Annotated in this window: 14 protein-coding genes and 2 pseudogenes; 6 read left to right on the top strand and 10 right to left on the bottom strand. The window is 41.5% G+C overall.

The window, feature by feature from the left end:
* Positions 1-13: 13 nt before the first annotated feature.
* The 3 genes from C427_RS07165 to C427_RS07155 form a co-directional block, all read right to left on the bottom strand.
* Positions 14-1708 carry a BamA/TamA family outer membrane protein gene (locus C427_RS07165; RefSeq protein ID WP_226991120.1) on the bottom strand — a complete coding sequence of 565 codons (1695 nt, stop codon included), beginning with the start codon at positions 1706-1708 and terminating at the stop codon, positions 14-16.
* Positions 1709-1710: 2 nt separating this feature from the next.
* The gene (locus C427_RS07160) at positions 1711-3654 is read right to left on the bottom strand and encodes an LTA synthase family protein (protein ID WP_007637410.1); all 1944 of its coding nucleotides are present in this window, start codon (positions 3652-3654) and stop codon (positions 1711-1713) included.
* Between the two features lie 188 nt (positions 3655-3842).
* Positions 3843-4592: a GntR family transcriptional regulator gene (locus C427_RS07155; RefSeq protein ID WP_007637409.1), complete on the bottom strand. Its 750-nt coding sequence runs from the start codon at positions 4590-4592 to the stop codon at positions 3843-3845.
* Between the two features lie 405 nt (positions 4593-4997).
* Between C427_RS07155 and C427_RS07150 the strand changes: the two genes are divergently transcribed.
* The 5 genes from C427_RS07150 (at position 4998) to C427_RS07130 (ending at position 12593) form a co-directional block, all read left to right on the top strand.
* The gene (locus tag C427_RS07150; RefSeq protein ID WP_007637408.1) at positions 4998-7067 is read left to right on the top strand and encodes a glycoside hydrolase family 31 protein; all 2070 of its coding nucleotides are present in this window, start codon (positions 4998-5000) and stop codon (positions 7065-7067) included.
* Positions 7060-7602, top strand: coding sequence for a TRAP transporter small permease (locus C427_RS07145; protein WP_007637407.1), 543 nt, complete (start codon positions 7060-7062; stop codon positions 7600-7602). Before C427_RS07150 ends, C427_RS07145 begins: the two co-directional genes overlap by 8 nt.
* A 1-nt stretch (position 7603) precedes the next feature.
* Complete coding sequence (locus C427_RS07140; protein WP_007637406.1) at positions 7604-8890, top strand: TRAP transporter large permease; 1287 nt, start codon at positions 7604-7606, stop codon at positions 8888-8890.
* A 1-nt stretch (position 8891) separates the two neighbouring features.
* On the top strand, positions 8892-9959 hold the full coding sequence (locus C427_RS07135) for a TRAP transporter substrate-binding protein (RefSeq protein WP_007637405.1): 1068 nt from the start codon (positions 8892-8894) through the stop codon (positions 9957-9959).
* A gap of 213 nt (positions 9960-10172) precedes the next feature.
* The gene (locus C427_RS07130) at positions 10173-12593 is read left to right on the top strand and encodes a TonB-dependent receptor (protein ID WP_007637404.1); all 2421 of its coding nucleotides are present in this window, start codon (positions 10173-10175) and stop codon (positions 12591-12593) included.
* Between the two features lie 235 nt (positions 12594-12828).
* Here the strand turns inward: C427_RS07130 and C427_RS07125 are convergent, their stop codons facing one another.
* The 5 genes from C427_RS07125 to C427_RS07105 all read right to left on the bottom strand — a co-directional run bounded on the left by C427_RS07125 (position 12829) and on the right by C427_RS07105 (position 18828).
* Positions 12829-13944 (bottom strand): cation:proton antiporter, encoded by a 1116-nt coding sequence (locus tag C427_RS07125; protein WP_007637403.1) that lies wholly within the window; start codon positions 13942-13944, stop codon positions 12829-12831.
* Between the two features lie 257 nt (positions 13945-14201).
* Complete coding sequence (locus tag C427_RS07120; protein WP_007637401.1) at positions 14202-15437, bottom strand: NAD-binding protein; 1236 nt, start codon at positions 15435-15437, stop codon at positions 14202-14204.
* A 403-nt stretch (positions 15438-15840) separates the two neighbouring features.
* The gene (locus tag C427_RS07115) at positions 15841-16818 is read right to left on the bottom strand and encodes a YeiH family protein (protein WP_007637400.1); all 978 of its coding nucleotides are present in this window, start codon (positions 16816-16818) and stop codon (positions 15841-15843) included.
* Between the two features lie 52 nt (positions 16819-16870).
* Entirely contained in the window at positions 16871-17854 is a 984-nt protein-coding gene (locus C427_RS07110) for a TauD/TfdA family dioxygenase (RefSeq protein WP_007637399.1), read from the bottom strand.
* A 14-nt stretch (positions 17855-17868) separates the two neighbouring features.
* The gene (locus C427_RS07105; protein ID WP_007637398.1) at positions 17869-18828 is read right to left on the bottom strand and encodes an aldo/keto reductase; all 960 of its coding nucleotides are present in this window, start codon (positions 18826-18828) and stop codon (positions 17869-17871) included.
* Between C427_RS07105 and C427_RS07100 the strand changes: the two genes are divergently transcribed.
* On the top strand, positions 18814-19041 hold the full coding sequence (locus C427_RS07100) for a hypothetical protein (protein WP_034899153.1): 228 nt from the start codon (positions 18814-18816) through the stop codon (positions 19039-19041). The genes C427_RS07105 and C427_RS07100 overlap by 15 nt on opposite strands.
* A gap of 179 nt (positions 19042-19220) precedes the next feature.
* Here C427_RS07100 and C427_RS07095 read toward each other — a convergent pair.
* Both C427_RS07095 and C427_RS28770 read right to left on the bottom strand, forming a co-directional pair.
* A pseudogene (locus C427_RS07095) lies at positions 19221-20215 on the bottom strand (transposase).
* Between the two features lie 24 nt (positions 20216-20239).
* Positions 20240-20518, bottom strand: a pseudogene (locus C427_RS28770) (DUF4277 domain-containing protein); the annotation flags it as partial.
* Positions 20519-20739: the final 221 nt, after the last annotated feature.

Raw genomic sequence — 20739 nt, 5'->3', positions numbered from 1 at the left:
TTTTTTATTATAACTAAAAGGATTGTTTGATTTGTAATCGCCATTCCCATACATCGACATTTTCTGATGTTACAAAGGGCTTAGCAATATCCATATGGATAACACTCTTATGACTTGAACGAGATGAATAGAGCCTTACACCAATACCAACACTACTGAGTATTGAGTCAGTTTCATTGAACTTGGCTTGTTCCCCTGACCATGCTTTACCCATATCAGCAAAAGCGACAAAACCCACGTCGAGAATCTTTAAAATGTTGTAGTCAGTATAAAGTCGCGCTTCAATTGAACCTGCCATCAGGTGGTCGCCATGTTGATATTGCAAAGGGTAACCTCTCACCCCGCTATCATCGCCTATCGAAATAGGCATATCTAGCAATGTGTTATTGGAAGCACTGGCAGACACCCGAGCATAAAAACCGAGAAGATCGGTATAACGTTTAAAATATTCAATGTTACCAGCCAACAAAAAGTGGTCGGGGTTCTGTGTATTAAAATCACTTTCACCTGCAAGTGATAGCAGCATTAATCCGTCGTTGATTTCAAAACCTTTACTGGACACCAGAGAAAAGTGGTAACCCACATCACTTCCCAATGCCACATCATTCAGCTCAAAACCTAATTTGAATTCATGATGCCAACCTAGGTTGATGTCCTCAGTTTGGTTAATCAAGTAAATATCGAACATGGTTTTGAATTCGCGCTCTAGGTATTCAATGCCAATCCAAGGATATTGATAGTCTCGCTTACGAGGTAAAAACAAGGTATCTGCATCTGCTAATATATTGTTGGGTTCGAATAGCAAATATTCATCGACATAACCGATTTTAATTCGAGTAGTATTATTATCCTCAGCTCTTAATTGCCACCCAGTGGCTAACGCATAGCGATGGCTTTGCACATCAAAACTATTTCGCGTCAGTCCATTTTGGAAAATATCCATCGTTTTTTCATCAGAAAAATAAGAAGCATTGAACATACTCTCTGAACGAAAGTGATAAAAAGGTTTGTCGAATTCTAAGTATGTACGTTGCCCATCGTCATTGTCTAAAAAGTCCACCATAACTGTTGAAAATGGAATCAAAGGGAAAGCAGACTTGAGAGTGAACTGATAACCACTGCGCTGTTCGTCACTATTATATTTTACTCTAGCGCGGATACCTGAACCTAACACATTGTCTTCTTTTAACCCAAGGGAGAGTTTATTTTCACCTCCTTTACGTCCAAAACTGACCGTTGGAATAAGTGACCAATTGTCCCATGTTTGTATCTCTACATCGGCAGGCTCATTGATGTTGCAGGATTGCTTAAAGGTAATTTTAGCATCACGTATGTAGGCTTGACTGCGGATTATCCTCTCTGCTTCAAGCAAGTCATCCTCGTCTAAAATGTCACCTTCTTTAAAAGGTAAACGCTCTTTAATCACATCCTCTTTAGTATTCACATGCATCCAATTAGCTAAGGTATGAATAGCCATTGAATCTTGATCAGATTCATCAAAAATAGCGCTGGTTGTTATGTTTATTTTGCCTATTTGGCGTTTTACATCAGAATTAGTTACGGCTGTTGTTGCAGTTCCATCGAGCGCTTTACACCCAAGTTGGTCATTCAAAGGTTGAATTTCATTAGCCTGTGAAAAACCGGTGAACAATGTTAGTAAGATCCCCCTTACAAGCATCGTTATTGGTTCGTAATTGATGAAAACCATTGTTAAGGCAACCTGTATGCCTTGTTTTCATATGCTTGAACAGGCCATACAGAATGTGCCAACGCTTTATGCGCTAAGTCACTATCGAGTCCACTGGGAATGAGTTGTTTGTTTGAGTAGACAAACCCTAAAGGTTCACGTTCTTTTTGAAGTATGACAACTCGGTCATCTTGCATATAAGCAAAGTTGTTTCCAAACTGCATCATGGCTCGACCTTCATTTTGGGCACACTCAGCCCTGGTTAAATCTCGTCCTATAGCTGGGTGGCTTGTTTCAACCCCCATCAGTGACAGCATGGTCGGAAGCATATCGATTTGGCTGGCGACTTGAGTGATGATTTGGGGTTCAATACCTCCCCCAAGAACTAAGCCAGGAATATGGAATTTATCAATGGGCACGAGCTCGTTGCCGTATACCCGGTCACTGTGATCAGCGATGATAAGAAATACGGTGTCTTGCCAGTAATCTGATTGTTTGGCTTTTTCTATAAATTGACCCAGCGCAAAGTCAGCGTATTTGACAGCATTGGCAACGGTATTTTTGGGTTGTTCTGCTAGCTCTATTCGACCATCAGGAAACTCAAAGGGTGAATGATTGGTAGAAGTAAAAACTAAGCTAAAAAATGGTTGCTGAGTAGTCGATAAGTGACTAAAGGTTTGATGTGCTTTATTGAGCAAGTCCTCATCAGATACTCCCCATGACCCAGTAAATTTAGGGTCTACATAGTCTTGCTGTTCAATAATCTTATTGAAACCGTTGTTACTAAAAAACCGCTTCATGTTATCGAAGTGTGCCTCGCCGCCGTAAATAAATGACGTGTCATAACCCTGTTGTGCCAACAATTGGCCAATAGTGAAAAAGTTGTTTTGACTACCTCCAAGCTTTACAACACTTCGAGCGGGGGTCGGCAAAAAACCTGTAATAACCGCTTCAATACCTCTGACTGAACGGGTACCTGTGGCATAAAGGTTATCGAACCAGATTCCTTGCTCTGCTAATTTATCAATATTAGGGGTCAGGTTTTGTCCGCCAAGTTTACCTACAAAGTCAGCCCCTAAGCTTTCTTGTAAAATAATGACCAAGCTCTTTTTACCATGAGGCGGTGAAACCAGCTCACTGCGCTGAGTGTGCAAAGTAGTAACATGACTATCAAAAAAATCACTCTCTGGAAGCAGCATGCCCTGATAAATGGATCCTAAAACCGTCTCTGTATGCATTTTGCCATAAATAGGCTTACCACCTTGCTCATGTTTGATTTTTTCATAGAGTGCGTAAACGACTGAATAAGCTGAACTAAGGGGTAATGTATTCACAAGAGAGTCCGACGAAAAAACCACTGTGCTGGGGTTAACAGGTCGATGCCCAAATGTAGAACGGGCGCTGCCAACACACAACAATACGCCAAGCATCGCAAGCAATGGTGCGCTCCAGCTATAGGTAGGTGCCGTTTTTTGCTCCAAAAAGCATAAGAATTTCGAGAATTTCCATAGCAGCAGGGCCGTAGCCGTTATTGCTAAGAATAATTGCATTGGCACTGCTTTGAGTAGCATCGACATGACTTCTTGAGGATAGGCAAGATATTCGATAAGCAATATGTTGGGGCGAAAATCATATTGCTCGATGAAATTGGGCGTGATGAACTCGATAAATATCAGCAGCCCAGCAATCAACACAAAATAATACCGTAGCAATGGCATAATAACGTTGAAACCACGATGATGAATAGAGATTAAGGGGATGATTAGCACGGGTATCACTACAAGCTGTGCGAGCAGTACCACATCAAATCTGACACCTTGTAATAAAACCCACCAAAAGCCATCGACTTCTGTTACTCGCTCAAGCTGCCATAGCGTTAACGCTATGCGAGAGAGACTTAAAAATACTAATCCACAGGCAACAAAACCAAGAATAGGATAGATCCAACGAAGATGACCACGAGCCACAATAACTGCCTTAATATTGCTGAAGTGGTAGCAGTATGTCACACCAAACTTAAATTATTCTTAAGAATGTTATATATATGTTAATTTAAAGATTTATGCGCAATAAACTCGCTTACGAACATAAGCGGTTGAACAATCTAGATATTATTGAATATCTAGCTTAATAATGACTTTGCAACAACTGAAAATCATCCCAGTTCCACCAAATAATGATAATGATCACTACGACAGCGACTTAATCTAAATTCAATGGCTTTATTGTCTAAAGAGTGGGTAATTCTAGTAACTTCGAGCAAAGGATCCCCTTCCTGTATGCCTAACATCTGGGCATCTTTTTTTGTGGCAAGCACGGCTTTAATAATGTCTCTGGTGTCACGAACTGTAAGGTTAAATTGAGTTTGATAAAAGTGGTAAAGGGTATGAGGAACGTCTGGCTTTTTTTCTAATATAGCAAAATACTTGTGTGGCAAAAAGATGGTTTCAGCCATGCAAAACTGGTCATTTAAAATTCGCCTCCGACTCAGCACTATCACTTTCGCAGTAGAGTCTAATTCTAAGGCCTCAGCAACCTGTTTTGTTGCCACTTGTGTTTCCACTGATAATAATTCAGCTTTGGGTAATTCAGGGGTTTTCCCGTCTGCGATTAAAGGAAAAAATCGATACAAACTATGATGCCCAGTATGTTCAGATACAAAGGTCCCAATACCTTGCTTACGGTTCAGAATTTTTGCAACGGTTAGGCTGTTTAAGGCTTTACGAACCGTACCTTGGCTCACATTCAGCTCACTCGCTAATTGAAACTCATTAGGTAACATATCACCGGGCTTCCAACGTTGCTCGACAATGAGTTGGGTCACATGCTCTTCAACTTGTTTGTATAAGGGCTGGAAAGCAAGCCCTGGGCGGCTAAGTTTATTATCAAAACGATTTTTATTCATTAATGTGAACAGTAAGTTAACATTTGCTTAGGGTATTATTAACTATCGCTCTTATACAAGATATTAAATAAATATTATCCCAAAAAAATATAGACCTAAGTAGTTTACACAAAGCGGAAATACTCAGAAACAATGCGTGTAACATTGATACCCATTGATTATTCTCATCGATTGACAAAAATTTAACACTACTATAACTTATGTCTTATATAAGATTAATTATGTGCTTTTTATTCATACTTTACTCATTCGCTAGCAGAAATGCACCGAAATCAGTACCTGAAGAATAAAGTGGTGCGTTTAGAAAACTATCAGAGGTTACCTTTGCCCGTTCTTTCACCCTTACTTTCACCCGTGCTACCAGTTGTTCCAGAACTTAACCTATCAGCTCCCGATTGGAACACTGTGTCCCAAGTGAACGTGACAGGTGCGGCTTATCTTGCCGATGATGCTTCGATGATGCTGCCCACTTCGGTTGGCTTGCTTCAGGTAAGTTTTCATTCATGTGGGTTACGCCTTAGAATAGCAGGTAGGTCTAATGCCGATTATGAAATGCTACTGCAAGAGCCTGAAAAACTGCCTTGTAGTCTAATTCACTCGGAACACAGCACGACTATTATCTCAGATAATTATGAACTAAGCGTTCAACACACTCCTTTTTCATTTGCGCTCAATTGTAATGGGAAAAGTGTTCAAAAAACCCCAAATGATGGGCATTTTGTGCGTCAATACCGTATGCCACCTCTAGCAAAAACGTCGCAAGGTTGGCTGTTTAGTCTAGATTTAGGCGCAGAAGAAGCGGTGTATGGGTTAGGTGAAAAATGGTCGAGCTTGAATAAACGAGGTCAATTTATTCGCTCCTATAATCATGACGCTCTTGGGGTTAATGCCGAAGTCTCTTATAAAAACACACCTTTTGCTTGGAGCCCATCTGGCTGGGGCGTATTTGTACATACACCTGCCCCCGTGACTCACGCTGTTGGATATGCACCTTGGTCGCAAAGAGCTTATGGCTTATTGATAGAAGATGACGCATTAGATATCTTTATATTCAAAGGTAAAAATGGGGCTGAGATGATCCATCAATATACCGAGCTAACGGGTAAAGCTCCGGTACCGCCAGTGTGGAGTTTGGGGGTTATTTTGTCTAAAGCCTATTACAAAGATGTACCCGAACTAATGGCTACCGCAAAAGCGGTGCGTGAACACAATATGCCCTGCGATGTGATCACTTTAGATGGACGCGCATGGCAAGATACCGATACGCGCTTCGCCTTCGAATGGGATCCAAAGAGATTTGCCAACCACCCGCCCAGTAAAGTCATCGCTGAGTTAAAAGCCATGGACTTTAAAGTGTGTATTTGGGAATACCCTTTAGTATCGGTACAAAATCCCTTGTTTGAAAAAATGGCTAATAAAGGCTGGTTACTTAAAGATAAACGCAGCGGCGAAGCCTACCGTTATCAATGGGATATGAGTGCCTTTGCAGAAGTGCTTACGCCATTGCCTGAGTCAGGCATAGTCGATTTCACCCACCCCGACGCTTTTGCCTTTTGGCTTGAATCACACAAACCGTTATTCGACCTAGGCATAGACATGATCAAAGCCGACTTTGGCGAGCAAGTAGAAGACGACAACATGCTAGCCCACAATGGTGACTCTGGGCATCGATTACACAATGTGTATAGCCTGTTGTATAACCGCTGTGTGTATCAAGCAGCTGATAAATATTGTCAAACTGGTGCCTTCTTATTTAGCCGCAGCGCTTGGATAGGCTCGCAACGTTATCCCAGTCAGTGGGGCGGCGACCCTCAGGCAGATTGGGGTGGTTTAATTGGTAGCATTCGAGGTGCATTGTCTTGGGGAATGTCTGGCGCACCATATTTTGCCACTGACGTGGGCGGCTTTTACAAAGACACCCGCGATTCAGAGTTATTTGTACGTTGGTCTCAAACTGCAATATTTTCTGCCCACATACGCTTGCATGGTATAGGGCAAAGAGAGCCTTGGAGTTATAGTCCAGAAGCAGAAAATGCCGTTAACCAAGCTTTAAAATTGCGTTATCAACTTATTCCTTATATTCAAACTACGATGCAACAAGCCAGCGAAACTGGTTTGCCTGTAATGCGCGCTATGGCCTTAGCCTTTCCCGACGATAGATTAGCCAGAGGTTTTGAAATACAGTTTATGTTTGGTGATAATATGTTGGTGGTACCTTGTACTCAAGTCGGTGGCGAGGTGGAGTTTTATTTACCTCAAGGCCAATGGTTGAGATTCCCTGAACAACAAGTTTTTTCTGGGGGCAGGGTTCATAAACTAACTTTAACGCTAGATGAAATCGCCGTATTTGTTCCTGCCGGGCATTCAGTGCCTATTGGCCCTGATGTGTTGCATACAGAACAATTAGAGCAGCCTACCATCGGCCAGCAAATCAGTCATTACTGGCCAACTAAAATGCAATCTCGCAATGATTAAGCTGCAACAAACATTGTTTGCAATCAACACTCCCTTGGGCAAGTTGAACTTCGGCATTGCAAATATAGCCAAAAACGTAGCCGGAGGATTACTTGCACTTATGTTGGGCATGATACTGGCGCAGGTGTTTTTTCGCTATGTACTCAACGATTCGTTAGCGTGGACTGAAGAACTGGCTAAATTTGCTATGGTTTGGGTTGCGTGTTTAGTCGCACCTTGGGCGTATCGTGAACACTTAAATGTGTCAATTCAAATGTTTGCTGATGCATTGCCTGCACTGCTACGCAGAATAACTGAACTTCTGATCACCTTATTAGTGATGGTTATTTGCGGCATATTTTTTATGCAGAGTCTAGAATTTTGGCAAACAGGGCTAAGTATTAATGCGTCGTCTGTGCCCGTTAAATTGGCTTATTTTTATAGCTGCGCGCCTTTTGCATTTGGCTCAATTTGTTTAGTTGGCTTAGAAAAACTTATTGAGCAATTATGCTTGCCCTTAGATCATTGCTTCGCACCACAGCAGGATGCCACCTAATATGTCGTTAAGTTATTTTTGGGTATTTATTTTATTGTTAACCGCCGGTGCACCGGTCATTTTTGCACTGTTAATTGGCCCCGGTGTCAGCTTAATTTTAGACGGTAAGGAAGTGTTCTTCTCTGCCCTGTTAAATAGGCTTTATTCGGGCATGAATTCTTTTCCTTTGATGGCGGTACCGTTTTTTATACTTGCTGGCGAACTGATGAATCAGGGTGGTATCACTCAATCTATTGTCCGCTTTAGTCAAACGTTGATAGGCCACTATCGAGGTGGGTTAGCGCAGGTGAATATTTTATCTTCCGTATTATTTGCTGGTTTATCTGGTTCAGCAGTAGCAGACACTTCAGCCCTTGGTAAAATGCTTATTCCCGCCATGGAGCAAAATGGTTATAGCAGACGTTTTGCTGCAGCGGTGACTGCCGCGTCATCAGTCATTGGCCCTATTATCCCCCCCTCTGGCATTATGATTTTGTATGCGTTTATTATGAACGTATCTGTCGCTGGCATGTTTTTGGCCGGTATAGTGCCAGGCATTTTGATTTGCGCGGGTTTGATGTTAATGACCAGCCATATTGCCAAAAAACGTAATTACCCCATTGCTAATGCAAAAGCCACGTGGCATGAGCGTGGCAGTGCACTTAAAAGCTCTTTTTTACCACTGTTAACACCCGTTATTTTGTTGGGCGGCATAGTGCTAGGCGTATTTACCCCCACCGAAGCCGCCGCAGTAGCAGCAGGTTACGCACTGATTATCACCTTGTTTGTGACACACACTCTCAAATTTAATAAGTTGCCTTCTATATTAGTCAATGCCGCGGTGCAGTCTGGTACCATTTTATTATTGGTCGGCTCAGCGGTTACTTTTGCTTGGATCATTACGGTATCTGGCATGGCCGATACACTCGCCTCAGAAATAATGGGGATCACCGACAATGTGTTGTTACTACTGCTAATCATCAACTTATTTTTATTTGCCATAGGCATGTTCTTAGATGCAGGACCCGCCATCTTAATTTTAGGCCCTGTACTCGCTCCTATATTTATCACTCTGGGCATAGACCCGTTGCATTTTGCAGTGATCATGTGCGTGAATTTAACGGTGGGGCTGGCCACACCACCTATGGGTTTAGTGTTGTTTGTTGCTGCTGCGGTGTCAGGTGAAAAAACTGAAAATATAGCCTTAGAAATGCTGCCATTTTTAGCAGTAGAGGCAGCAGTCATTTTTTTGATTACTTACTTCCCTGCTCTCACTATGACCTTACCTACGTTTTTTGGATTCGCTTAACATGACATCAAAACGCATCGTTTTACTGGTTATTTATGGCCTGATTACCATTGGCTGCTTAGTTGGGATCTTTCGAGCTAACGTCACTCAAGCAGAATTTACCATTAAAGCGTCGATTCAAGCCTCCACTCAGGATGAAGACTATGTGGGCTTATTAGCATTCAAAAAGTACGTTGAAAAAAGCAGTAGCGGACGTGTACAAGTACAGCTATATGCCTCAGGGCAATTTTGCGGCAGCGTACCCGAATGTATTGGCAGTTTACAGTCAGGCGTTCTAGAAATGTTCCCCAGTACAGCTGGCGGCACAGGTAATTTTTTTGCACCCGCACAAGTATTGGATTTACCTTATGTGTTTACTAGTGACGCACAGGCTGAATGTGTTTTAGATGGGCCCATCTTAGATAAAATGCGAGAGACTGTTCTTAGCCAAGGATTAAATATTCGTTTAATTGGAGTATCTAATACCGGAGGTTGGCGTAACTTTGCCACCACCAATAAACCGATCCGCAGTCCAGCAGATTTAAAAGGCCAAAAAATTCGTACTACCCCTGCCGATATTCAGCAAGAATTAGTCCGTCAGTTAGGGGCTAATCCTACTCCTATTTCTTGGGCTGAACTCTACACGGCTTTAGCTACGGGTGTAGTCGAAGGTAGTAAAAATGGGATCCAAGATATTATTGGCGCTAAATTAGAAGAGCACCTTAAATACATCATTCTTGATGGGCACTCATACATGGCCACACTTTGGTGGTTTTCTGAGCCCGTATGGAAAACCTTACCAGCAGATATCCAGCAAATTATACTAGAGGGATTCGCGAAACAAAAAGCAGCAGCCAGTGAATTAGTCGCTACTCAGGAAAGCAATTCTTATAAAATCTTTGAGCAAGCAGGCGGCACTATTTACCGCCCTTCTATCACAGAGAAACAAGCTTTTAAAGACGCCTCGGTCAACATGCGCCAGTGGTTTATCACTAATTTTGGACAAGAATGGTTGGATTTGTTGGAAACATCGGTTAAAGAATGTGACGCTATTCTCAATGAAGACATGTATACAAACGGATATAATTAACCTCTTAGCAACAAAATGATTGCATATTTTTTACTTAGAGGTTAAATTTTCTATTCCTTCTGTCTTATATAAGACAGAAGAGTAAATCCACACTTTATACAATAATGGATGTAATCATCTAATAATACATAAACCGTCACTTCAAGCAGTTGAAACACTATTTCACTGGCGCGGTTACATAACTAGATCAAGAAAAAATCTTGGGAGAACACGATGCAACTTAAACCCAGTAACTTACACACCAGTATTACCAAAGCGCTTGCACTGTCTGCTTGTATGACTATTGGCCTAAGCGCCAATGCACAAGACGTGCAGAAGAAAGAAAAGCAAGGTTTTGAAACAATCACGGTTACCGCGCAAAAGCGTGTTGAAAACTTAAATGAAGTGCCCATTGCAGTATCTGTTCTCAGAGAAGATCAAATCAACTCTGCGTTTTCCGCAAATATTGAAGGCCTTCAGGCGTTAGTACCTTCAGTTAGTTTTAGGAAAGGTAACACTACCCGTAACTCAGCTATTACGATTCGAGGTGTAGGCACAATTTCATTTAGTGTGGCTGCTGAACCCAGCGTATCGACCGTAGTTGATGGTGTGGTGCTAGGGCGTTCTGGACAAGCATTCGTAGATTTATATGACCTTGAGCGTATTGAAGTATTACGTGGACCACAAGGTACACTTTTTGGTAAAAACGCATCCGCAGGTGTGGTTAACATCACCACTAAACGCCCATCAGATGAGTTTGGAGGCAGCTTTGAAGCGACTCTATTTCAAGATAACGAATACCGTTTAAAAACTAGTGTAACAGGCCCACTCAACGATAATGTTAGTGGTAGTTTAACGGTGCTAAAATCGCAATTTGATGGTTACATTAATAATGTATACAACAACGAAACGGTTAATGGATACGATAAAGAAGGTGTCCGCGCCATGCTTGATATCGAGGCGGCTGGTGAAACCGATGTCTTGTTTATCTTTGAAAATATGAATTCAAATGACAGCTGTTGCGCAGATTTAGAGCTCGCGCCAAGTAACCGTCATGTTTCTGAAGCCTCCCCAAATAGCTCAGGCAATGGCGATTTAGACTTAGAACAGAGACAAATAGACCATGACTTTGAAACGCGTACTCTAGATGAAACCACAGCATTTTCTATTCAAGTAGACAAAGAGCTGGGCGACCATCAATTAACATCAATTACCGCATGGCGCGGTTGGAACAATACTGAATTCCGTGAAGGTGATTTTACATCCACAGCTGGTGATTCCATTTTACCTGTATTTGGTGTGCCATTTCAATTACATGATATTGGCGCTCAGGAATGGGACCAAATATCTCAAGAATTGCGCATTGCCTCGCCTACTGATGGAGCCCTTGATTACCAAGCAGGATTTTTCTGGTGGAACCAAAAGTCTGAACGTAATTTTACTCGAGATGCGAGCTGTCAAAATAATGCAGGTATTTTTGATGAAGCACTTGGCAGAAATGTCGGTGGTCAATTTGATTCAGCCATTTCAGGTTATTTAGACAACAATAATATTAATAATGCCCCATCTCCAGCCGACATAGCCAACTTCATTGCCTCTGAAAATTTGAGTTGTAATGCCAATGATATAGTCAGCGCCACAGCCTTTATGAAAACTGAATTTGCTAACTGGGCACTGTTCGCCGATGGTAAATACCATATCAGTGATGATTTTAGATTATTGTTTGGTGTACGTTACACCGATGATGAAGTCAATTATTCTCACAATCGCAGAAGCAACGATCAATACAGCCGGACCGGTGTAGGTGTGCGTAGTGCTGACACTGATTTCGATGGCTCAACTGATGAATCAAATGTATCAGGGAAATTTGGCGCTCAGTTTGATATCAACGACGATAGCATGGTTTACGCCACATATTCACAAGGCTATAAAGGCCCAGCTTTTAATGTATTTTACAACATGGCTCCTAACGATACTTTACCCATATCGAAAGAAACATCTGATGCCTATGAACTCGGTTATAAATATGCCAGCCGTAACTTAATTTTTAACGCCGCGATATTCCGTACTGAAATAGATGGCTTCCAAGCCAACAACTCCGAACTGCTGGACGGTGTAACCATTAGCCGCCTAACTAACGCTGGATCTGTTATAACCCAAGGCATTGAATTTGATTTTATGTGGCAGGCAACAGAACAACTCACGCTGACAGGTGGAATGTCTAGTGTAGATGCAGAAGTCGATCAGTTTTTATGTCCTGACGGTACAACAACCAGTTGCGATGTTGTATCAGGAACAGACTTGCCCTATTCCCCTGACTTAAAATACTCAGTAACAGGCGAATATGTGTGGGAATTAGATGATATGGAAATTTATCTAAATGGCTCATATGTATACACGGACGAACTATTTGTAGGAGCCCCTGGCGGCTCAGCCGATACAGTCAACCCACCCGTCGACCTTTTGCCTGATTACGCAGTACTTAACGCAAGCTTAGCTTTCTCATTCAATGATGATGACTACCGTATCTCTATCATCGGCAAAAACCTAACCGACGAAAGTTATGTCACCACTTATAGTGGCGACAACTTCCGCTATCAGATCCCACGAGATGCTGATCGTTACTTTGGTGTGCAGTTACGCGCCAAGTTCTAACATAGCTTATTACATAACTTTAGTGTGTGTTGGCGCTCTACTTCATACGAATTTAGAGCGCCTTTTTTATGATTACTGATAAACTTAGCTAGAGGTGACCACCATTATGGAGATACCGATGAATCGATCAGTAAATGTTTCAGGCGCGCAGACAAAGCATTTTACCAAGCCAAAAAACAAGGTCGAAATCAGCTAGTCCCTTAAAATCAAACAACACCAGTATATTTATGGAGTATTAGAGCAACTTAAAATGCAGTTTGTGCCAACTTATTGTGATGGGTACCGAGAGATTCAGCATAAAAGCCACCAACATTAATGTATAAAAAGCTTCTACGGACATTATGTGATGCTGAACATAAGCAATATCCATCACCACAAATGCTAATTCCACCCTACCCAACATACCAAAGCCAATCATCCAACTTGCGGGCCAGTCAAAATTACCAGTATAACGTGCAGCTAAAGCTGCAGAGAGAACTTGACCAATGAATAAACCTACGAACAGCATCAGGGCTTCGGGTAACACGGACAAGAAAGTATCAAGATCAAATAAAAGTTTACTGCCTAAAGCCACAAAAATTACGGGTCCAATCCACGAGAATGCTACATTGTCGATTATCTCCCTGGCTTGTTGGTAATAATCTCTGTCTTCATCTTTGTGAAAATCAAAATATTCCCGATGAATGATGAGCCCAGCCATATAGGCACCTACCGCCGGATGAAAGCCAAACTCATGTGCTAAAAGTCCCACTAATACGGCAATCAGTAACAAAGACAAAACCGTGTAATCACCTTTTGCCATTGCCAATACTTCTCGTAAATTGAATTTACCCAACAATGGGATCTTTTGCGTAAAACCCTGACTTGCGGGAAATAGCCATCCACCAATCGCAGTCACAAGAGCAAAAAACGCCACTGCTTTACCTAAAACAAGTAAAATTCCGTCCATAGAAACGGAGGCTTCGCCAGTAGCAATAGGCACCAGAATAGCCGCTAATGCCAGTGAAGCGATGTCATCAAGTACTGCAGAGGTCATGATCCCTGTTGCCGCAAGTGTGTTATTTAGCCCTTCGCTTTTAAGTGAAACCATCGTTAAGGATACGGCTATCGCCATCATTACCAAACCACAAAAAATTGAGGTGTTAGCGTCACCCCAAAAGACGTTGGCCATGTTGTAACCTATTATAAAAGGAGTAATAGCCCCGAATAATGCAATGCCCCAACTACGCTTTATTCCCTGCAAAAAATTAGCAGTATTCTCATAAAATCCCAAAGCAAACATGATAATAATGATCCACAACTCAGCGAAATCAATGATAAATATGGGTAAAATTTCGAGTGAAAATCTCACGTTTACAAAAAAGCACCACAAAATATATACCACAACACTGGGGTCAAGCGTGTTTTATGTGCTAGGTAAGACGCAAAAAAAACGGTTGTCCAGATAAGAGCCAGAACTGCTGCGTCGTGCATAATAATCTCCAGTGACTGGATTCAAAATGTATTCCACTGAATTATTATTATATTGATGCTGATCAGCTCAAGTCTCATTAGCATGGGGTGATGATCATCGCAGGCTTTTACTGGATTGAAATAGGATAAAACTTACTAGGGAGTCATCCACTCGATGGGAAAATTATCTTTGACTAGCTGATTAATACTGACATTCAAAATATTGTATTGCTCGCCGACATTTTCGGCAAATTTTGAGGGTAAATAACTACGCGCAATTACCATTGAATCCGGGTATTTGTTTTTAAGCCATAAAGACGTTCTAAAATTATCTTCGACTGAATCAGTACATAAAATGATAATAGGTTGAGTGTTAGTCAAATCCACTTTGGAACGCAATTGTTGCCATACTTCTGGATGGGAAATATTACCCTCAAATATTTCTCTGTGACAAAAATTGGCTAATTGCCGTTGTTCATCCACTACCTGAATACGGCGTTTGGCATCGATGCCAATAATCGCAATAGTATCAATTTCTTGTTGTGCATAATGTTGCAGTTCTTCAAGTATGGTTTGACCAAATAGGCCAAAACCAGCGATCACCACCACATCCTTGGGCACCGTTTGTATAAAGTGTGAAATCAAATGTTGCTGCACCAAAGCCGACGCTGCCAACTGGTAGGCATTAAAATTAATACACTGCTGGGCTACCAAAGAGTCAGCCATGGACCGCATAAAACGAATACTATTGCAGTGAATAATGATTTTGCCTGCTAATGAAGGTTGTAACTCCAAAATTTTATGGGCAGCTTCATAATTTTGAAAATTATCTTTGCCAAGCAACAATACTTTTTTAGCCTTATGCAGAAATAATTTAGATAAAAAATAGCTGCGGGTAATATCGCCGGTGATCACCGTAGCATGGTAGCGGCGTTTTAATTCTTCTTCTCGTATAGGTGAAATCTCATCACATATAATCAGCAATGCGACCTTGGGCTGTAACAACCTAAGTTGTTTTAAATAAGTAATAGTCAACTCGTCTGAGCCAGAGACCACTATATGATTACTGATCCGCCGAAAATGCCATTTATAGGGGGAGATAGTTTTAATTACCGCTTCGATAATGGTGGATGCGGCCAACATAGGTGAGCCAAAATAACTTAGCCACAGCATCAATCGGGCAACTAAGGGGCCGTCGACAGGTGTGCCTAGATCTAATCCCCCCATAACAAATAAACCTAAGCTGTAATAGGCTTTAGTCAGCATATCAGCGGTTTGAACATCTGGCCGCTCTGATAACGACACCCCCATCATCAAAGCTAGAAAAGCACAAAGAAAAAAGACAACAGCAGCAGACCATCGCCAACTATAATTCAGTGTTAATAAAGACATACTGCTCACCTTTAAGTTTAAAGAAATGAGTCAACGCATTGCCCCATATTCAGATTCAAAGCCATAGAAAAGTCATTACATAAACCACCATAAACATCACTTGATTTTATTCATTATTATCAGCGACATAATTTGACTCTAGTCATGTCTGACATCATAGAGCAGTGGAGCATATGTGAATAATAATGATAAAATCGGCTTGCAGGTTTTTAGCATAGCAGTGCTATATTGAGATACCAATACCAGATCCAAGTTCAACTTAAGGAAAAAGTTATAGATAATGATTATGCTACTTTAGCATAGATATAAATTAGATAGACATAGGAAGAATGCAGCTGACAACATCCATAAATATATGGGTATGTGTTTCGGCATTGATATCATGAATATTAGATTTTGATGGCTAAATGTAAGGTAAGCTTAGTAAGATCAAACCTGCTATCCATAAAGTTTCTAATACTAAGAGTAAAATGGGTTTTAGCCCAACTTGTAGCAACTGGCCCAGATTCGATTTCATACCAATGGCTGCAATTGAAATCACTAAGGCGAAACGTGAAATATCTGTAGCGCCTTGGGTCACTACTTCTGGTAAATCCACTAAACTGTTAAGTGTCATTAACAACACAAAAGCAACTAAAAATGCAGGGATACCCGGCGGTTTTGCATCTGATGTTTTATCTAGGTTCATCCTCAATACCAACAATATACACACCACTACCGGCATTAAAAATGCCACCCGGACTAACTTAGTTAACGTGGCTAGATCACCGGTTTCTTCGGACACTGAATAACCTGCTCCGACTACCTGAGCCACATCATGGATGGTGCCACCTAAAAAAATACTTGTATGAGTTGGAGTCAGATTAAGCAGATCAGCCAGTATTGGGTAGATTACCATGGCTATTGTGGACAATGCTGTGACAACAACAATTGTCAGTAGGGTGTCGCGGTCCTTATCTTTACTATCGGGTAACACCGCGGCAATGGCCATGGCAGCAGAAGCCCCACATATACCCACAGAGCCTCCCGTTAATACTCCAAAACGTTTTTGCAAGCCAAGTGCTTTAGCTAAAATAATGCCAAGCCCAATAGTGCTGACAATTGCCACTATTAATAGCAGCGCAGTTTGCCATCCCAGCGCAGCCAAATCACCAAACGCGATACGTAATCCTAACAACCCAACACCAATCCGCAAAATATGACAGGCAGTAAACTCGATGCCTTCTTTACATTTTGTACCTTCATGCAAAAACGACATGGCGATGCCTAACAACAATGCAAACAACATGGCTGGCGCGCCATAGTGTTCGCTCAAGAACAATGCGGCTAAACCCACAATGACAGAAATTAAAACACCTGGCAGCTTAGTTTTTATATGCAATTTATTGACTCATGTGGTCTGTAGGTTGTCGGAGATAACCGTTAATACTCGTTTAATCGATGGCTAAAGCAACCAACACTTGGCGCTTTCGCTCACCAGAAAAGGGGCGTCTTCCGTGCATAGCCATATAATTGTCGACCAAGGCCACATCACCGTCTTGCCAAGGTAAATCAAAAGTATACTTTTCAGACAATTTCACAGCCAATTGCAATCCTTCAACAGGGATATCAGCACCATCTCCAAAGGTAATAGCGCTAGAAGGGTTTTCGCGAACACCTTTCCACCCCATAAATGCAGCAATCAATTGGTTATAAAAAACTTGTTTATTGTTACCCATGTCGATCACAGCAGGTAATATAGGTGTAGTAGCACGTAAACTACCATCGGCTAGCCACTCCCAACTGTACCCCAATTCAGCTAATTTTTGTTCGGCTTGAGTATCATTTTGTACGCTTAACGTGCTCTTCCAGCTGCGCCCTTGTCCTGAGTTAGGATCATCTTCTGCAGGCATCTGAGTGGTGTATTTAAGCCCTTTTTTCACAAAGTCAGCCGCCAAATCTGGCATTTGTTTCGCTAAATCTTCAAACAACATATCAGACCGACATAGAGGTGTTTCACCACCTTTTTCGGCCGCACTTTTACAAAAGAAAAATAACTTGCTCGGTGAAATAGGTGTTTGCGCCATTTCATGATGTAGAAATATTTCAACATCCTTGGGCGCTTCATTGGCGGTAAATACTCGTTCGGTGTAATTTATCCTGACGGCATTCGACAATGATTCTTTGTAAGTGAAATTCGGATAACCAAAAGAATGTGAGAATTCATCGAATGTTTCAGCTGAGTCGACAGGAAATCCTCTGAATAAGATTGCTCCCGACTCACGTAACTTAGATTCTAGTTCGGGCAAGTTTGATTTAATCCAGTCAGCACATTCCTGTTGTGTTGTTAGTGAACCATCGTTGACCACAACACTAGGGAAAACTGAATCACCGCAGTCCAATTGATGTGGTACTTTCACATAATTAATAGTTTGCATAAATAGGCCCCTCTCTAATCGTATATGGGGTGAAAAGTATTGAAGGCACCTTCACAGAAGTTACCCGGATCATTAAATCGTCTATTACTGTTAAGCGCTGAAATCTCATCCATCTCTTGCGAAGTCAGTTCGAAATCAAAAATATCTAAATTTTCTTTTAAACGCTCTGGACGCGATGTTTTTGGAATAATAGCATTACCCCTTTGAACACCCCATCGAAGTACTACCTGTGCAGCAGTTTTGCCTAATCTTTGTGCTGCTTGTTTAACTACGGTCTGTTCTAATACAGATTCCGCTGCACCAGCCATGTCTAACTCTAAGTAAGATAATGCACCAAGTGGTGAGAAAGCAGTAACGTCAAGGTCGTACTGAGCCGCTAATCGCATCAAACTCTCTTGGGTTAAATAAGGATGCGATTCTACTTGTAATACCGAAGGCTTAATTTGGGCATAAGACATCAAATCATGTAACAACCCAGTGTTGTAGTTACATATACCAATCTGCTTGACTAAGCCTTTTTCGTATAAGGACTCCATAGCTTGCCATGTTTCAAACAAGGGTACAGGCGCTAACTCCATTTTTCCGACAGCCGGGTCAGTTATCCACTCAGGTGGATAACGATCTTCAAAATCGACAAAAGGTTGAGCAATAGGAAAATGAATCAAATATAAATCGAGATAGTCCAACTGCAAGTCAGCCAAGGTTTTTTCTAAAGCCAGCTTAACATGCTCTTTTGCATGATAGGTGTTCCACAACTTAGATGTGATCCACAAATCTGCACGAGTACAGAGCCCATCATCAATAGCGCGTTTAATACCCTCACCTACTTGCACCTCGTTACCGTAATCGCAAGCACTATCTAAATGACGATACCCAGCTTTAATCGCGTTGTAGACTGCATCGGCACAGATATCTTGAGGTATTTTCCAAAGACCAAAACCGACCTTTGGCATCTCTTTATGACTATTTGGCATTTATTTGTTCCAATTAAAAAGCGTAATTTAGATTTTATGTCTTATATAAGACATAAGTTAAGTGAATGCTTAAACTTTGTCAAACTTGCTCTGGAGATAAAAGGACTTTTAGAGTTAAAACTGGAACCTTTTGAGCACAACCTCTCCCCAAACTGCATGGATGCAGAAAGCAAAAGAACACAGAAGCAATTATCATTAACAAGCCACCCATAATAAAATATTGAATCTAGACTAACATTCAACAGCAATTTTCTGGGTGTAAAAGGGTTCAAATTGAGTAGGTTATGAGGCAGAAAATTAACTTAGAGCTAATTGCTGGAAATAAGAGACGTTTCACTGATTTGTAGACACAGCTATGCCTTGTTGATTATAAGTTAACTGGTTTATTGCGGTTATGCGCAGCGCAGCAAGGTTTTCGCTTTACCCATACCTCGAATTCGTTGATGCCCGGTGTGCTCTTTAAATTGATTCATCATTTGCTCTGCTCCGGCAGCATAACAAAAGTGTTTTTCAAACTCAGTGGTGAGGGTGAGCCATTGTTCGTCTGATAAGCCTAATCTTTGCAGTATGGCTTGCTGTTGCTGGTCAATATGCCCTGCTTTGTCATCTCGGATGACTCTTCCTGTGATATCGACTAGCTCACAGTAGTCTTTAAGGGAAAAGGGTATACCTTTGGGCATATCTTGTCTGGGGTTGCCGACAAAAGGCATCAACACATTTTTAATAGATGGCTGTTTTATCGATTCTAAACGTTTTTGAATGCCTGTGTATTTTGATGTTTCAGGCGTATCCGCTATCTTGGCTCGGATCGGATTCAGGTCAACATAAGCCATACAAGACAGCAATGCTGCATCATCTAGTAAGGCTTGAGATTTAAACCGACCTTCCCAGAACCTCCCCCTGCAGTCATCTTCTTTGTTCGCTTCTCTGGCTATGTGTTCATTGAGATTACGCATGAACCAGCTTATGTCATGTAAGCGCCTGCGATACTCGGTGATGGTGTTATCTAAGGTCTGCTGTTGTCCTTGGTTTATCGTGTCTCCTCTAACAAACATTTGGGTAAGCAATGTGCCTCGATGCAAACGATGCCAGCCGCTGAGCCACGTTTATTATCTGACCAATACCTGCGTCTCGTTTCACAATCCAACATGTAACACCCATATGTCACATGATTACTCCATCACCGCATTAGGCACATATGATCTATGCCGCAAACACTGAAAGATAAAAACAACATCCGCTTTTCAACCCATTCACGGCGGTGTTCAAAACTTTGACCTGAGTATTTATCTACACCGCACAAAAAAGAGCGCCGCACACAATTGGAAATACAATGGTAATAAGGGGTATCGGTTAAACTAATTTGGCTGCTACGTGGCTGGGGCATGACATCAATCCTTTGATTTAATTCCTAATTAAAGCGTAGTTCGTCTTGGTAGTTAGTCAAATTGTTATGGGTGGCTTGGTAAATGTGATGCATTAATCCCTTCGCCAATCGGACGGGAGAGCGGTTTATCATCAAAAAATCGCTACACATCTGCAATGTTCGTTCGGTAAACCCCAGACCATTCAAGAGCATAGCAATAAAAATCTGACCATAGCTCAATTATCTACGTTCAGAAGTGCCGAGCACTTTATCAATAATAGCGACTACGTCAATTTCCTGACAAAAACCATTAACTAAGCCAAGGTGGTTTAACCTTTAATAGCTATAAAAAACTGATGACATGAGAATTCACTTGCAAAAGAGAGTAATAGATCAAGATAGGCGATCACAGTCAACATATTTTTAAAAAATCATGTCAAAAGGGTCAAATACCAGCCATGTCGGTCAATAAATACTCGACATTTTATTTCTAAATTATGTTCGGAGTAACAGATATATAAGAAAATTGGATATTAGAAAAACGT

The organism is Paraglaciecola psychrophila 170, assembly GCF_000347635.1.
In the GTDB taxonomy this organism is placed as follows: domain Bacteria; phylum Pseudomonadota; class Gammaproteobacteria; order Enterobacterales; family Alteromonadaceae; genus Paraglaciecola; species Paraglaciecola psychrophila.
This window is presented reverse-complemented; position numbering and strand designations above follow the sequence as displayed.

Bases quoted from the DNA above. Each gene is read 5' to 3' on its own strand.
- C427_RS07165 (WP_226991120.1), bottom strand. From the start codon at position 1,708: ATGGTTTTCATCAATTACGAACCAATAACGATGCTTGTAAGGGGGATC.
- C427_RS07155 (WP_007637409.1), bottom strand. From the start codon at position 4,592: ATGAATAAAAATCGTTTTGATAATAAACTTAGCCGCCCAGGGCTTGCT.
- C427_RS07145 (WP_007637407.1), top strand. From the start codon at position 7,060: ATGATTAAGCTGCAACAAACATTGTTTGCAATCAACACTCCCTTGGGC.
- C427_RS07140 (WP_007637406.1), top strand. From the start codon at position 7,604: ATGTCGTTAAGTTATTTTTGGGTATTTATTTTATTGTTAACCGCCGGT.
- C427_RS07135 (WP_007637405.1), top strand. From the start codon at position 8,892: ATGACATCAAAACGCATCGTTTTACTGGTTATTTATGGCCTGATTACC.
- C427_RS07130 (WP_007637404.1), top strand. From the start codon at position 10,173: ATGCAACTTAAACCCAGTAACTTACACACCAGTATTACCAAAGCGCTT.
- C427_RS07120 (WP_007637401.1), bottom strand. From the start codon at position 15,437: ATGTCTTTATTAACACTGAATTATAGTTGGCGATGGTCTGCTGCTGTT.
- C427_RS07110 (WP_007637399.1), bottom strand. From the start codon at position 17,854: ATGCAAACTATTAATTATGTGAAAGTACCACATCAATTGGACTGCGGT.
- C427_RS07100 (WP_034899153.1), top strand. From the start codon at position 18,814: ATGACTATTTGGCATTTATTTGTTCCAATTAAAAAGCGTAATTTAGAT.
- C427_RS07105 (WP_007637398.1), bottom strand. From the start codon at position 18,828: ATGCCAAATAGTCATAAAGAGATGCCAAAGGTCGGTTTTGGTCTTTGG.